The following is a 14,888-nucleotide window of genomic DNA, read 5'->3' on the forward strand; positions in this document are numbered from 1 at the left end:
GGCGGGTGTGGTCCGGCTGAGCAGGAGCTGAAGGTCCGGCTGAGCACGAGCTGAAGGCCGCCCCCGACGTGGGGGACGGCCTTCAGGCACGCGTGGAGAAACTCAGCCGTGGTGCGGCCGCGGTCCCTCCGCCAGGTTCGGCAGGCCCTGCGAGAGGTCCACTCCCGGGCCGGGCAGGTTCGCCGACACCGCGACGCGCTCGGCGGGCACCCCGGCGGCCCGGCCCAGCGCCTCCCGCACCGCGAGGATCCGGCCGTCGCTGAGGATCGCGCCGAAATAGCGCACGGTCAGCCCGGATCGCTGCACCGTGGGCTCGTAGTGGTTGAGCGAGTCGGCCAGGATGCCCTCGCGGTCCACGCGGGCCAGGACGTCGGCCGGGGAAACCCCCGCCGCCGGCACGACCCCGAAGGTCAGGTCGTGCACGACCACCGGCTCGACCAGGTAGAACGCCACCGTACGGGGCTGATGGTCGCGCATGAACGCCTCGGCGTCGGCCGCCAGGGTGCCCTCGGGCAGCACGAACGTCAGCTCCGGCACCAGATACTCCAGCAGCTGGGCGCTGAAGACGGCGAACGTCGCGTCCTCGAGCGGGCCGACGCCCGCGGTCTTCGCCGACGCCCGCAGCTCCCGGGCGATCCGCGCGCGGTCGGCGCCCTTCGCCGGGTGGATCGCGATCGCGGCCCGCTTGCGCACCATCGGCCCGTCGTAGCTCGTGGTGGCGAGCTCGTCGCCGGCGTCGTCGGTGACGACCCCGGCCGGCTCCATCGCCTCGGCCGTGGCGAACCAGCCGCCCGCGCGGAGCATCAGCGCCGCGCAGACCAGCACCAGCACCACGGCGACACTGCGCCGCACCCGGGTACGGACACCTCCGGCGGCCGCCATCACGTGCCCAACGGGTAGGACGGGGCATACACGACCGCGCGTTCCGGCTCGTCGTCCACGTACGCCGGATCCGAGCTGATCGGGTCGTTGGCGTTGATGTCCCCGACCGCGAACTGGATCATCATGTCGTTGTCCTCGTGGATGAGGTTGTGGCAGTGCACCATGTAGCGCCCACCCGCGTTGCCGTCGCCGGTGGTGAACTGCATGAGCGCGCTGACCGTCTCGTTCTCGCCCAGATAGAAGACGTCCTTGCCGCCGCCCTCCCAGGCGTGCGCCTTGCGGTCGCGCGTCGTGTTACGGGCGATGATCTTCGAGTCGACCAGATGGATGTGCAGCGGGTGGAACCAGCCCCCGGACTCGTTGACCAGGTCCCAGATCTCCACGGCGTACGGCTTCGGGTTGGCGAAGACCCGCTGGAAGTTCGTCTTCTCGACGTCGTCCCAGGTCTCCCCGTTGATGGTCCACAGGCCGTGCTTGCGCTCCAGCCGCATCGTCCGGCGGGCCGTGGCCATCTCCGGCTTCAGCTCGTTGACGTCGATCGCCCCGCGGTTCGCGAACGGCTGCGGGCCGAGGTCGAGCACCTTGGGGATCACGTACGGGTCCGGCCCGGCCGGATCCGCGACCACCTCGAACTGCATCACCTTGCCGGTGTTCTTGAAATCGGTGTTGTTCTTGTTGCTGAGGTTGCGCAGCTCGATCTTCGTGCCGGGCTTGTACTTGCGGAAGTCGATCAGGATCTCGTATCGCTCGGCGGGCGCCTGGCGGTAGGAGGGCACGGCGGCGACCTTCGGCGTCATGCCCGCGTCCGTGGCGACCACGTGCATGGCGTCGCCGGTGCTGAGCGTGAACCGGTACGAGCGCGAGATGCTCGCCACCAGCACCCGGAACCGGTAGACCCGCGGCTTGACCCGCATCTTCGGCCACGGCACGCCGTTGACCAGGATCACGTCGCCCATGAAGCCCTCGTGGTCCTCGCCGTCGAAGGCCACCGAGCCGTCGGCCTTGAACGCCAGGTCGCTGACGACCAGCGGGACGTCGTACTCACCCTGCGGCAGCTGGGCGCGCTCGTACTTGTCGCTCAGGTGGTACATGGCCGCCAGCCCGGCGAAAACGTTCTGCGCCGTCGTGCGGTGGTTGTGGTCGTGGTACCAGAGTGTGCGGGCCTGCTGCCAGTTCGGGTACTTGTAGGTCTTGCAGCTGCCCGGGTCGGTGTGGTCGTTCGCATAGCCGTCGTACTGCGGCAGCGACGCCGAACCGTGCAGATGCGTCACGCTGCTGAACTTCTTGCCGTGCAGCGGGTTCACGGTCAGCTTGTTCGCGATGCGGATCTCGGAGCGGGTGCCCTGCGGGACCCGGATGGTCGGCCCCGGGAAGATTCCGTTGTAGCCGGCGATCGCGGTCGTCAGCCCGGGCACGATGCTCGCCCGGCCGAAGCACTGGGTCAGCCGGTAGCGGTGGAACGGACCCTGGTCGTCGACGCCCTGCTCGAACGGCATCAGTACCGGCGGCCGCCGGAACATGTTCGTGAAGGGAGTCGGGGTGTTCTTCGCCGCGAGCTTGCTCGACTTGGCGACCACCTCACCGCCGGCCGTCGCGACGATCAGTCCTCCGCCACCGACCGCCAGCGCACCCTTGAGCAGGCCGCGCCGGCTCAGGTTTCCATGAGACATCCGAACTCCAAGCGAGAGACATGCAGGTGAGCGCAGACCTTAGGAACCGGCTCTGAGGTGCGCCGTTGGAAAACCTGGAGTCGCCGGGCGGATCGACGCCCGCCCATTCAGCCGCGCCTCAGGTGCTCCTCAAGGCGGCCCCAAAACGTTCAGCTTCGCGCTCCGCTGCCGATCTGATCCTGTCGAGGAGGTGGCGATGCGCGTCTGTGTGCTCGGACAGCTGACGGCGACGGACGGCGACGGCGTGGTGCTGCCCGCCGGCGAGCTGCCGCGCCGTGCCCGCCAGGTCCTCGGCGTGCTCGCCGCCCGCCACGACCGGATCCAGTCCAAGGACGCCCTGGCCGACGCCGTGTGGGGCGCGAAGCTGCCCGGCAACCACGTGGCCGCCCTCGAGCACTACGTGTCGGTGATCCGGCGGCGCCTGCAACCCGCCGGCAATGCCTCGTCGTGGTTCATCGTGACCCGCAGCGGCGGCTACCTGTTCGACACCAGCCGCGCCGAGCTGGACCTGGCCGAGCTGCGCGCCGGAATTCGCGGCCTGGACGCGCTGGCGCCGGACGGTTCCGAGCGCCTCGTCGCCCACGCCGGGATCCTCACCCTGGCCCGCCAGCTTCCCTTCCCGGAGGACCCTTACGCCGACTGGGCCGAGGCCGCCCGCGCCGAGGTGCAGTTCGCCGCCGTCAACTCGCTGCTCGAGCTCGCCAGGGCCGCGTTGCCGAGCGACCCCGCGCGGTCCCTGCGGCTCGCCCTGGACGCGATCGAGCTCAGCCCGTACCTGGAGAGCGGGTACGAGGCGGCGATGGCGGCGGCGGTGGCCATGGACCGGCCGGACGAGGCGCTGCGCATCTTCGACCGTTGCCGCCGGGTGCTCGACGAGGAGCTCGGGGTGGCACCGTCAGGCGGGCTCGTACGCCTGCAGCGTGAGGTGATGGCCGGGCGGCACGCCGTCGCGGCCGTGGCCGAGCCCGAGCGGGTCGCCGCGCTCGGTGTCGCGCGGGCCGCCGTGTCGCAGGACCGGTTCCTCGGCCGCACCACCCACCTGGGCATCCTGTTCGGGCCGGACGCGCCGCCGCTCGTGCACGTGGTCGGGCCGGCCGGTTCCGGCAAGTCCGCCTTCCTGGCCGAGATCGCCCGGCACGCGCCGGGCCGGGTCGGGATCGGCCACGGCGGCTCGTCCGCCGGGGTGCTGCGGCTGGCCTGGCTGCGCAGGGCGCTGATCGAGCTCGGCGCCGGCCCGGACGTGCTGGCGGTCGTCGACGCCGGCAGTGACCGGCCACTGCGCGGCGACGAGCTGGAGCTGATCGCCGCGGTCTTCGCCGAACCCGAGCCGTCCTTCCTCGCGGTGGACGACGCCGCCGACCTGGACTCAGCGAGCGTCACCGAGCTGGCGTGGCTGGGCCGGCGCTGTCCCGGCCTGCGGATCGTGCTGACCTACTGCTACCCGTCGCAGCTCGTCGGGCGCCCGATGGCCAGCCTGAACACGCCGCTGGTGCTGCGCCTGGGTCCTCTGACGGCCGCGGAGCTGGCGCCGCTGGGCGACGACACCCTGGCCGAGCGCAGCGGCGGAATCCCGGCGCTGCTGGCGGTCGCCTCCCGGCCCCCGGAGATCGCGCACGCGGTCGCGATGCAGATCGCCCGCGAGCGGACCCGATGGATGCCGGACCTCGCCTGGGAGGTGCTGCGGTCGTGCGCGGTGCTCGGCCCGCTGGGCACGGCCGAGCTGGCGCCGCTCACCGGCCGCTCCGTGCCGGAGCTGCTCACCTGCATCGACAGCCTGGTGCACGCCCACCTGCTCAGCGAGGGGCAGGTGGGCGAGGTGCGGCACCGCAGCTCCGTGATTCGCGACGCCATCGCCGAACAGGTGTCCCACGCCTCCAGCGCACACCTGCGCAACCAACTAGCGGCGGCCTCCTAAAGACAGGAGACCGCCGCCGTTGTCCGCACGGCTCAGCCGTGCGCGTTCACCCGCGTCAGTTCGTCACCGTGACCGGCAGCGCGAGCTGCTGGGCACCGGTCGACGAGACGAGGCTGATGGTGCGGATCGTGCCCGGCACCGGGCCGGTCACCCGGACCCTGAACGCCGAGGTCGCGTCCACCGTCGCTGTGCCGATCACCCGGCCGGTGAGCGTGCTGCCGAGCACCACCGTGACGCGCTGCCCCGCATTGATGTTGGAGGCGCCGGACAGCCGCCATTCGTTGGTGCCGGTGCGGTAGCGGAAGGCGAAGTTGGACAGCGTCTCCGCCTGCGGCCGCACGATCACCTGGTCGGTGGCGACACCGGCCGGGTTGCGCACGGTCAGCTCCAGCACGACCGGGTCGTTGTTCGCGACGTACGTCGCGTTCGGGCCGGGCGCCGCGGGCAGCGCCTGGACCGGGTAGACGAACCCGGGCCTGGCCGAGGTCGCGTTGGTCAGGGTGACGGCCGGGCCGGACACCTGACGCCACGAGTACGACTCGGCCGCGCTCGACCTGGAGCCGTCGAGTGCCACCGTACGACCTCGGACGACGGTCAGGTCGGTGCCGGCGTTGGCCAGGGGCACCGTCGACGCGGTCACGTTGACGGTCACGGTCACCGGCACCGCGGTGCCGCCCGGGCCCTGGACGGCCAGGCTGAAGACGTACGCGCCGGGGGTAGTGGGCACGAACGTCGCCAGGGCGGCGGCCGGGTTTGTCAGCGTGACCTGCGGCCCGGAGACCTGCGTCCACGCGTACGTGTCGACCTCGCCGACCGTGGCCCGGCCGTCGAGACGAACGGTCTGCCCGATGATGGCCGGGGTGTCGGCGGTGGCCGCGGCGACCGGGGCGGTCGGCTGGAACGTCCCGCCAGAGCCGATCAGCGGCGCCGTCGCGGTGCCGCCGGCGGCCGAGGTGACCGTGATGGTCGCGGGCGGTGCCACGACGCCGGTGAACGGGGAGCCGGTCAGCGGGCCGAAGCCGGTCACCGACAGCGCCGGCCGGGTGGCCCGGTCGCTGGAGGACGCGGCGACGCTCAGGGTCTGCGCGTCGGCGTCGTAGGCGACGTTCTCGATCCGGACCACGTCGACCAGGGCACGCTTCTTGTGCGTCGCCGGCTGGTCGCTCTGGTTGATCACCTCGACGGTGGCTCCGGCCGGCACGGGGCCGGTGACCGGGAACCGGCCGTAGTAGCGGCCGTTGGCACCGCGCAGGCGGGCGCCGCGGAAGCCGAGCGCGTCGTTGCCGGCGATCTCGATCACCTGGTCGGGTTCGCTGGTCGCGAAGACCTCGACCGCGCCGGTGCCGTCCGGGCCGACGCTGTAGGTCGCCTGGTCGAGGTCGACGCCGGAGTTGGTCGCGTACCGGCCCTGCACGCTGAAGAGATCGGTGAAGCCGACCTCGGACAGCACCGAGCCGGTGACCGGGTCCAGGCGCTCGATCCGCACGAAGTTGGTGTTGTACGGGCTGCCCACGACCTTGTGGTCCACACCCGGGTCACCGGTGTACCCGGCGGGAGCGGCGGGAGCGACGGCGGGGTCCCACTTCAGGAACGGGCCCACCCGCGAGGTGAGCGCCTGACCGAACCCACCGGGCGTGGTGCCGATGTCCTCGGTCATGTTGACGCCCTTTTTGTCGTCGGCGACGATGTCGTCGATGCCATAGGGGTGGGTGATGCGGTAGCGCTCACCCGCGGGGGCGTCGAACCGGATCCGGATCCGGCCGAAGACCATCTGATCGCCCTCGCGCACCTCCTCGGCGGCCCAGGCACCCTCGAGGTCCATGCCGATCGTGGCGTCGACCCCGTTGGTCAGCGTCAGCTCCGCGCCGGCGAGCTGGTAGAAGAACTCGCCGGGGAAGTTGTCGGGGTACGACACCGGCTGGTCCGGGTTCGGCACCTCGTCGGGCAGCGTGGCACAGAGCGGGTCCTCGAGCGTGGTGCAGGCCTCGAGGCGCACGTTGTTGCTGTCGCGGAACCAGGCCGGGAAGCCGTGCTCGGCGATCGGGCCGACCTGGGTGAGCTTGCCGGCCCTCGGCGCCGTGGGCGCCACGGGGACGGCGATCGCGGTGCTGGCCAACGGCGCCACGACCGCCACCGCGACGCCCAGGGCGACCGGCAGGCGAGCCAGTAGTTTCTTCATGGGACTCCTCAGGTGTATCCGGAACGTCACACCCTGCCGAGCCGTCCGGTGGCATCGCTGAGTCCTACCTGAAGCCGTCCTGAAGTGCCTCCCGCCCTACAGCGGTGCGCGGCGGCGCCGGATCGCCCCGGCGGCGATGTCGAAGAGCAGGAACGCCGCCAGCGGGATGCCGAACAGCGGCAGCGCCCAGCCCAGCGCGACCACCGCCGGCACGCCGGCCACGACGCCCCAGGTCGGCAGCTGCTGCCACGCCCCGCGGGCCGGCGGCGCCCCGGCGAGGGCGCGGCGGTCGGCGCGGGTGGGGCGGCGCTGCCACCACATGCGGTAACCCCAGACGATGACGCAGATCAGGCCCACGGCCAGGGCGGCGAGCAGGATCTGGTTGACGACGCCGAACAGGGTGCCCATGTGGGCGTTGATGCCCCACCGGGTCAGCTTGGCGAGCACCGGCCAGTCGGCGAAGTCGACGCGGTCCACGACCTTGCCGGTGGCGGCGTCCACGGCGATGACGTCGCGGCCGACCGGCCACTCGTTGCGGTTCTGGCCGACGGACCACGCCGTGGCCGCGTCCTCGGGGACGGTGATCTCCACGGGGCCGGACAGGCCGTTGTCGCGGGCCACCTTCAGCACGGAGTCGATGGCGGACGGGTCGACGGTCTCGCCGGCCGGGGCCGCACCGCCACCGTGGTGTCCACCCCCGGCGGGGGCGGCGGACCCGTCGAGGGCGGTGGACACCGAGGGGCGGCTGCCCTTGAGCGCGTCGACCGCGGTGCTGAAGTTCTCTCCCGCGTATCGCGACCAGGTCAGACCGGTTGCCGCGAGGACCAGCAGGCCGGCGGTCAGCCAGACGCCGGTGGCGGCGTGCCAGCCGCGGGTACGCCGAACGCCCTTCCGCGCGCTCAGGTCGGGGGTCAGCAGAGCGCGGGCGGTGCGGTTGCCGCGCTGGCGCCGCCACCACAGGATGAGGCCGCCCACGGTGATGACGCCGAGCCAGCTCGCGGCGAATTCCGAGTAGTGGCGTCCGACGTCGCCCAGGTGCAGGTTGCGGTGCAGGTCGTCGAGCCAGGTCTTCAGCGGGGTGCTCGCCCACCACGTGGTCAGCTGGCCCGTCACCGCGCCGGTGTACGGGTTCACGTACACCGTGTGCTGGTGCTCCTCGTCGAGCTCCGGCGACGTGAAGTCGACCTGGGTGGTGGCGTCGCCGTCGCCCGGTCGCACCGCGGTCAGGGCTCCCTCCGGGTGTGCGGCGCGGGCTGCGGCGACCTGCTCGGCGAGCGGACGGGCCGGCGCGCCCGCGTCCACGACGAGCTCGTCGGCGTAGACGGCCCGTTCCAGTTGCGGCGCGAAGACGTACGCCAGCCCGGTCAGCGACGCCACCAGCAGGAACGGCGCGACCAGGACTCCGGCGTAGAAGTGCAGGCGCAGCAGCAGCGGGCCGAAACTCCTCGGCGACCGCACCCGGCGCGGTTCGACCGGGGGTGCGGCGGTGGGAGGGGCGGTGGTGGTCATGGGGGAGCTCCGGTCACGGTCGACTGCGAGGGACTGCAGCGTTGGTCGAGCGTGGTTGCCGATTGGTTCCCGGAGATCCGATCTTCGCCCGGGCGCGCCGAAAGTTGCGTCGGGCACCGGTGCGGATGGTCAAGTGCCGTGGCCCGGTGCCGATGGACAGCCGACGGAAACTCTTCCGGTGCCCGAGCCGCCAGGAGGCGCTTGCAATGTCGCTCACCACTCGTCTGTCGGTGTCGGGGATGGCGGCCCTGATGATCACCGGCACGCTCGTCGCGCCGGCCCCGGCCGCCTCGGCGGCTCCGGCGGTGCCGGGCCTCGCGGCGGCCGCGGTCGGTGACACGACGAGCCCGGAGGAGGCCGAGCGGGTCGACCGCGTGCCGGTCACGGAGCCGGCCTGGTACGGCTGCTCCGCGACCGCCCAGTGCGCCACGGTCGACCTGCCGCTGGACTATGACGACCCCTCCGGCCCGACGGTGGAGATCGCCCTGCTGCGGGTGAAGGCCCGCAAGCCGCAGAGCCGGATCGGCAGCCTCTTCGTCAACCCCGGCGGCCCCGGAGGATCCGGCACCGCGATGGCGGCGGCGGCGCCGATGTTCCTCAGCGACAGCGTCCTCGACCGGTTCGACATCGTCGGGTTCGACCCCCGCGGCATCGGCTCCAGCGACACCGTCAAGTGCTTCCCGTCCACCCGCTCCCAGAGCATCGTGATGGCGAAGATGAGGATGCTCTTCCCGTACGGCGCGCAGCAGGAGAGCGCCTACGTCAAGTCCGTCCAGGCCATCGGGCGCGGCTGCTCCACCACCGGGGCGGCGCTGGCCGGCGCGATGTCCACCGCCGAGGTCGCCCGTGACATGGACGTGCTGCGCCGTGCGGTCGGCGACACCAAGCTGACCTTCCTGGGCTTCAGCTACGGCACGGCGCTGGGTCAGTACTACGCCAACATGTTCCCCGACCGGGTGCGGGCCCTCGCCCTCGACGGCGTCATCGACCCCGTTTCCTGGACCGGCACCGCGGCGACGCAGCACCAGTTGCTGGACGACCGGCTGCGCTCGGCCGACGGGGCGTACCGGGCGTTGCGCAAGCTGCTCGACCGCTGCGACCGGGTCGGCACCCGCGGCTGTGCGTTCTCGGCGGGCGACCCCGTGAAGCACTTCGACGCCATCGCCCGCAAGCTGCGCGCGAAGCCGTTGACCATCTCGCTCGGGGAACTCGGCTCCTTCAAGGTCACCTACGCCTCGTTCATCAACATGATCCTCGGCAGCCTCTACTCGACCGACGCCGGTGACGCCGTCACCTCCCTCGCCGCCGCCGTCGAGATGCTCCTCGCCAACCCGGGGATGCTCAGCAAGCAGCGGCGCGCGCAGGCACAGGGCGTCCTGCTGGATCGGCTCGAGCGGCTGCGGACGACCGGCCGGGACTTCCCGTACGACAACTCGCTCGAGTCGTTCGCCGGGGTGATGTGCACCGACGCGCGGCATCCCGCCGACGCCACGCGGTGGCCGTCCCTGACCGCCGCGTCGGACTCCCGGGCGCCGTACTTCGGCAGGGCCTGGGGCTGGGGCAGCTCGACCTGCGCCGAGGACACCTGGACCGTGCGCGACGAGGACGCCTACGTGGGCCCGTTCAACCGGAACACCGCCGCGCCGGTGCTGTTCGTCGGCAACTACTGGGACCCCGCGACCAACTACCGGCAGGCGGTGTCGGCGTCGCGTCTGCTGCCGAACAGCCGGCTGCTGTCGAGTGACAACTGGGGTCACACCGCGTACGGCACCTCGACCTGCGTCACCCGGGCCGTCGACGCGTACCTGCTCAAGGGCGCCCTGCCCGCCGCCGGCACGCTGTGCCGCTCGCCGCTGCAGCCGTTCCGGATCATCAAGGGCGCGACGGGCTCCGACGAGATCCGGGTGGACGCGGTCGAACTGGCCTCCCGGCCGGTTCCCGCTGCCGGCGAGTCCAAGTCCCTGCCCCCGGTCGCGGGCCTGTACCCGGCGTCGATGCTGCTGACGGATGACCGGTGAGCGCGGGACCAATCGACGTAATGTCATTTTTGGCATACGGCCCGTAACACAAGGTCCCTAGGGTGAGCATCTCGGTGTCCGAACACCGTCACAGGAGGATCGGAGGGGTCGCACCTGTTCGATGATGCTGCTGAGTCGGAGCCCTACGAAGCCTATGTATTCACCGACGATACCTACGACAACCTGCTCACCGCCCAGATGAGCCCCTTGTCGGTCATGGAGGTGCTGCACGCTCACGGGGTGGTACGCCGCCACATCGGGCCGGCCCTGCAGGTCGCCGGGCAGGACCACAAGGGAGACTGGCTCGTCGTGGCGCTCATCGAGGAAAGTGATGACGTCTACACCGTCGCCTCGGCGCGATATCTCGACGACGAGGAGATCGAGGCGATCGCCCGGATCAAGGGGGATGGATGAGTAGATTCGAGGACGCGGCGGCTTCCCTGAACGACCGGGACTGGAGCACGGCACACCGGGACAACCGCCCCCGTGCCGGCGCGGTCGTTCACGCGGTCTCCATGTCCTACGAGACGACCGAGCGCCTGGTCCTCCTGGCGCAGAGCCGGGGTATCAGCCCCAACGAAGTGATCCGTGAGCTCGTCGAGGACTATCTGGACAACGACGGCGACGAGCTGATCACTATGCGGCGCGCCGATCTGCACCGCGCCATCGACATCGCCGTGAAGAACGCCACCTAGCACAGGCTTCTGTTCGCGGTGCCCCACGGGGCGACGCCGGTCTCATGATCCGCCACTTCTGGTTGGCGAGATCGAGGTCGGCCCATCGGTGTGCCTAGGGCCCGATGCCCCGGCAGCCGGTTGAACGCGAGATCCTCGACCCGGCCCTCCCGGCCCGGTCGCCGGTGCTTCGCCGAGCATCTCGTGAATCCGATCCCGCACGGTTTCGAGTGCGGCCCCCGGAATGTGCGAATCCTTACACAAAGATCGCAAGAAAAAGAATTGGTGCTGGCCAATGGGGTCGGCCATGATGCGCTATTTCTGTTCATCGATCCCGGTGGTGCAATCGCCGTCCCTGCGGTGTAAGTTCCTTCCGCGAAGATAGGGAGGTATCGATGCCAAAGGGCCTCGTTAGATTGTTTGTCATCTTTGTAACCGGATTCAGTCTGGTGGCGACAGGTGCGACTCCGGCGCTCGCCACGGAAACCGATCCGCGGACTCCGGCACCGTCGAGCTCGAGCCAGCCGGCGATCGCCGAGGTGGCACCGGCGGAAAGGTCGCTGGCGAATTCCAACGCGGCCACGGCCATGGAATTGGCGCCCTTGGCGCCCGCGCTGCCGCCGGGAGTCAGCACCAAGACCTGGTCGGTGCCGGCGTTCATCGAGCTCTTCGAGAACAAATACGGCCGACCGATGACCGACACCGAGAAGCAGGCCCTGGCCAGGGGATGCATCGGCGTGACAACGGTCAACCTGGAACGCGGAAACATCAACCCGCCGCTCGGCATGTCGTTCGGCGGATTCGACACCGCCCGCGACGTGCAGGACGCGATCAACGACATTCTGGCCACCAACCCGACCAGCGCCCAGTTCGTCAATGCCGTCGAGCGGCACCCGCTGCTGAGCCGGATCGACAATGTGACCCGCTCGCTGCCCAGCGGGCCGACCTCTCAGTGGACCGCCGTCATCTTCTCGAAGCGTTTCTACTCCAAGCAGAACCCGTCGTGGACGGATGAGCAGGCCGAACGGGCGTTCCGTCCGGACCCGGAGACCGACCAGGTGGACATGACGGATTACCGTTACGTGGCCAAGCCCGGATATGTCAATTTCGACTATGGCTGGCTGGACGAAGGCACGGGAAACTGGTGGCACGCGAACCACGCCGAACCGGGAATGAAGGTCTACCAGAGCACCCTGCGGTACTACTCCCGCCCGTTGCTGGATTTCGACCGCCAGGTCTTCTCGGTGACATTCGCCCGGATGCACCCGTGACAATCCACCAGCTCGTGGGCCGGCGCGTGACATTGCGCGGCATCGCGGGCGACGCCGCGGGCGGCGCGGTGCTGGTGGTGGACGTGGACACGCCGGTCTACCTCGAAGGCATGTCCACATGGGGCGTGTTGGCTGGCAGCACGATCGAAATCACCGGCGACCTCGACCAGGCGGAGATCGCCCCGCTGCCGTCGACGCCGGGGGAATTGGCCAGCCACGGAGCTCCGGGAAGCCAGTACGTTCTTCGGAACTACACGCAGCCGCGGCACGCGGAATAGGTTCCTCGAGGGCATCAACCCGGCTCAGGTTGATGCCCTCGAGGCGGGCGGTCAGACGCTTCCCGACGGGGACGAGTGGGCCAGCACGACAGCGAAGAGCAGGAGAGCACCTCCGGCGAGGACGGGGAGAGTGAGCGGCTCCTCGAGGACGGTCGCCGCCAGCAAGGCCGCGGTAAGCGGCTCTAGGAGGGTCAGAACAGCGGCAGTGCTTCCCGCTGTAGTGCGCAGCCCGGCGTAGAACAGCGCGTATGCCACCGCGGTGGTGACCACGCCGAGATACGCCAGCATGCCGCAGGACGCCGCTTGCACGTCGAACCCGATACCGCCGCCGAGCACGGCGAGAGGCATGAGGACGACACCACCGACGGCGGTGGACACAGTCGTCAACACCATCGGCCGCACCCGGTCGGAGATGTGCCGGCTCGCGATGGTGGTGGCGGCGTACCCCACGCCGGAACCGAGGGCCGCCAGAAGTCCCAGCAGCGGTTGTGGTGCCGCGGTGGTCGCGGACGTATGAGGTCCGCCGATCAGCGTCAGTCCCGCGATCGCCGTCGCCAGGCCGCACCCCGTGACGCGGCTGGGAATTTGGCGGGAACGTAGGGCCTCCCAACCGGCGATGAGGACCGGTGCCAGGCCCAGGCTCACGACGGTGGCTACAGCCACACCGCTCATGGCCACGGCATGGAAATAGAGGGCCTGATAGGCGCCCAGGCCGCCGCCGATCAAGATGAGCGGGACCGGCGCGGACCGGAAAGCGGTCGCCAGAGCCCGAAGTCGCGGTGCCGCGAGAACGAGCAGAACCACAGCGGCGATCGCCAGGCGGTAGAACCCGATGCTGAGGGGATCCAGGCCGGTGGATAGGTGCAGGACTTGCACGACGATGCCCGTCGTGCCCCAGAGGAGTCCTGCCACGACGATCGGAAGCGGGCCGTGCCGCCCGCCGCGAGTTGGCTGGCCGGCACACCGTGCGGCCGTTGATGGAATGAGAAATCGAGACATGTGCGCTCCGGGAAAGTGAGCCGTCGACGAGAAAAGTCAGCGGAGCGCAGGCACAAAAGTGAAACCGACCGGTCGAATTCACCGTCGGCTGTCGGCACCCAGCTCCGTCAGGAGCGAGGTGGGGGCAGAATGCCCGGGAACGGCGTCACCGGTGCAACCTATCGCGCCGGGCTCGCTCAGGTGATCGGCAGGGCTGTCGCGACGGGCCAGGCGACGGTCAACGCGCCGGCCGGGACCGTACGCCACCAGGGTGTCCCGCACCGCCCCGCGACGCCGGCCACGAGCAGGTACAGGACCATCAGCGCCGCGATCAGCGGCGTGACGAGGGCGAGGAAGCCGAGGGCCGGGCCGACGAGGGCGGCCGCCGGCGCGACGGCGGCAGCCGTGGCCCGAACCGGCCGACCGGACGACCGCCGCGAGGTCCCGGTCGACGTCGGCGTCGTCGGTCAGCGGCCGGATGTTCGCGCCGTGCCCGGCGAGATCGGGCAGGGCCACCACATAGCCCCGCCGCGCCAGCGTGTCGGCGAAGGGCCGCATGAGCCGGCCGGAGCCGGCGAAGCCGTGCGCGACCACGACGGCCGGACCGGGCGGTTCCGCGCCGGCCGGGCGGACCAGTTCCACCGGTACGCCGCCGACGCGGACCGCGCGCGACTCCAGGCCGGCATCGGCGTGCCGGGCGGTCGCGGCGCCCGCGGCGAGCAGCAGCAGCCCGATCGCGAGGGCGGATCTCCGCAGCAGCAGGCGGGCCGACATGCGCCGCACCGTACCCGCGAGCCGCAATCGCGGCGGGTCAGCCCAGCGGGTTGTCGGTGTCGCGCAGCGTTTCCAGCACGTGGGCGTACATGCGGGCCTTGATCACGCCGAGGGTCGGGCCGGCCTTGCCCGCCAGGGTCTCGGCGAGGGCGATCGCCGTGGGGCGTACCGCCTCCGCCTCGACCGCGTGGTCGACGATGCCGGCGGCGGCCGCGTCGGGTCCGCCGTAGCGGTGGGCGGTGGTCATCGCCCGGTGCGCGGCCTGCGGGGCGAGCCGCGACTGGATCAGCGCGGACATGCCCCGGGTGAACGGGATGTCGATGTCGGCCTCGGGCAGGCACCAGTAGCCGCGGTCGGCGCGCATCACCCGGAAGTCGTGCGCCAGCGACAGCATCGCACCGGCCGCGAAGGTGTGGCCCTGCAGCGCTGCCACGGTGATCACCGGTAGGGCGAGGACGCGGGCGAACAGCTCCTGGACGCTGGCCGCGTACTCCTGGAACTTGTCGGGATGGTCGCCCAGCCACTCCAGGTCCAGCCCGTTGGAGAAGATCTTCCCGGTGGCGGCGGTGACCAGGGCACTCGGGTTGCCGGCCTGCTCGACCTTGTCGAGGGCGGCATGCACGCCGGCGATCCAGTCGGGGTGGAACCGGTTCTCCCCGTCCCCGAGGTCGAGGACGAACACGTCATCGTGACGGTCAAGAGTGGGCACAGCGAGCTCCTAGAAATCGTCGGGCCGCAGT

The 14,888-nt window shown here is 70.8% G+C and carries 13 protein-coding genes; 6 read left to right on the forward strand and 7 right to left on the reverse strand.

Annotated features, from left to right (window positions below):
- Positions 1 to 102: 102 nt before the first annotated feature.
- Together AB0M36_RS04610 and AB0M36_RS04615 are read right to left on the reverse strand one after the other, a co-directional pair.
- On the reverse strand, positions 103 to 852 hold the full coding sequence (locus tag AB0M36_RS04610; RefSeq protein WP_364152370.1) for a hypothetical protein: 750 nt from the start codon (positions 850 to 852) through the stop codon (positions 103 to 105).
- A gap of 29 nt (positions 853 to 881) precedes the next feature.
- Positions 882 to 2,552 (reverse strand): multicopper oxidase domain-containing protein, encoded by a 1,671-nt coding sequence (locus AB0M36_RS04615; protein ID WP_364152373.1) that lies wholly within the window; start codon positions 2,550 to 2,552, stop codon positions 882 to 884.
- 196 nt (positions 2,553 to 2,748) lie between these two features.
- Here AB0M36_RS04615 and AB0M36_RS04620 point away from each other — a divergent pair, with 196 nt between their 5' ends.
- Positions 2,749 to 4,467, forward strand: a complete 1,719-nt coding sequence (locus AB0M36_RS04620) for a BTAD domain-containing putative transcriptional regulator (protein ID WP_364152376.1) — start codon at positions 2,749 to 2,751, stop codon at positions 4,465 to 4,467.
- Between the two features lie 55 nt (positions 4,468 to 4,522).
- Here the strand turns inward: AB0M36_RS04620 and AB0M36_RS04625 are convergent, their stop codons facing one another.
- On the reverse strand, positions 4,523 to 6,646 hold the full coding sequence (locus AB0M36_RS04625) for a hypothetical protein (protein WP_364152379.1): 2,124 nt from the start codon (positions 6,644 to 6,646) through the stop codon (positions 4,523 to 4,525).
- Between the two features lie 96 nt (positions 6,647 to 6,742).
- A complete protein-coding gene (locus AB0M36_RS04630; protein ID WP_364152382.1) occupies positions 6,743 to 8,155 on the reverse strand; it encodes a PepSY-associated TM helix domain-containing protein in 1,413 nt (470 codons plus the stop codon).
- Positions 8,156 to 8,361: 206 nt separating this feature from the next.
- Here AB0M36_RS04630 and AB0M36_RS04635 point away from each other — a divergent pair, with 206 nt between their 5' ends.
- From AB0M36_RS04635 to AB0M36_RS04655, 5 genes are all read left to right on the forward strand, one after another.
- Positions 8,362 to 10,173 (forward strand): alpha/beta hydrolase, encoded by a 1,812-nt coding sequence (locus AB0M36_RS04635; RefSeq protein ID WP_364152385.1) that lies wholly within the window; start codon positions 8,362 to 8,364, stop codon positions 10,171 to 10,173.
- Between the two features lie 198 nt (positions 10,174 to 10,371).
- Positions 10,372 to 10,587 (forward strand): hypothetical protein, encoded by a 216-nt coding sequence (locus AB0M36_RS04640; RefSeq protein ID WP_364152388.1) that lies wholly within the window; start codon positions 10,372 to 10,374, stop codon positions 10,585 to 10,587.
- Positions 10,584 to 10,868, forward strand: coding sequence for a hypothetical protein (locus AB0M36_RS04645; protein ID WP_364152391.1), 285 nt, complete (start codon positions 10,584 to 10,586; stop codon positions 10,866 to 10,868). Before AB0M36_RS04640 ends, AB0M36_RS04645 begins: the two co-directional genes overlap by 4 nt.
- Positions 10,869 to 11,242: 374 nt before the next feature.
- Positions 11,243 to 12,118: a hypothetical protein gene (locus AB0M36_RS04650; RefSeq protein ID WP_364152394.1), complete on the forward strand. Its 876-nt coding sequence runs from the start codon at positions 11,243 to 11,245 to the stop codon at positions 12,116 to 12,118.
- Positions 12,115 to 12,396: a hypothetical protein gene (locus tag AB0M36_RS04655; RefSeq protein WP_364152397.1), complete on the forward strand. Its 282-nt coding sequence runs from the start codon at positions 12,115 to 12,117 to the stop codon at positions 12,394 to 12,396. The genes AB0M36_RS04650 and AB0M36_RS04655 overlap by 4 nt, the downstream gene beginning before the upstream one ends.
- 51 nt (positions 12,397 to 12,447) lie before the next feature.
- Here the strand turns inward: AB0M36_RS04655 and AB0M36_RS04660 are convergent, their stop codons facing one another.
- The 3 genes from AB0M36_RS04660 to AB0M36_RS04670 form a co-directional block, all read right to left on the reverse strand.
- Positions 12,448 to 13,308, reverse strand: a complete 861-nt coding sequence (locus AB0M36_RS04660; RefSeq protein ID WP_364152400.1) for an EamA family transporter — start codon at positions 13,306 to 13,308, stop codon at positions 12,448 to 12,450.
- A 165-nt stretch (positions 13,309 to 13,473) separates the two neighbouring features.
- Positions 13,474 to 14,148 carry an alpha/beta fold hydrolase gene (locus AB0M36_RS04665; protein WP_364152403.1) on the reverse strand — a complete coding sequence of 225 codons (675 nt, stop codon included), beginning with the start codon at positions 14,146 to 14,148 and terminating at the stop codon, positions 13,474 to 13,476.
- A gap of 37 nt (positions 14,149 to 14,185) precedes the next feature.
- Entirely contained in the window at positions 14,186 to 14,857 is a 672-nt protein-coding gene (locus AB0M36_RS04670; RefSeq protein ID WP_364152406.1) for an enoyl-CoA hydratase-related protein, read from the reverse strand.
- Positions 14,858 to 14,888: the final 31 nt, after the last annotated feature.

Origin of the sequence: Actinoplanes sp. NPDC051346 (assembly GCF_040682215.1) — a bacterium.
Lineage (GTDB): Bacteria > Actinomycetota > Actinomycetes > Mycobacteriales > Micromonosporaceae > Actinoplanes.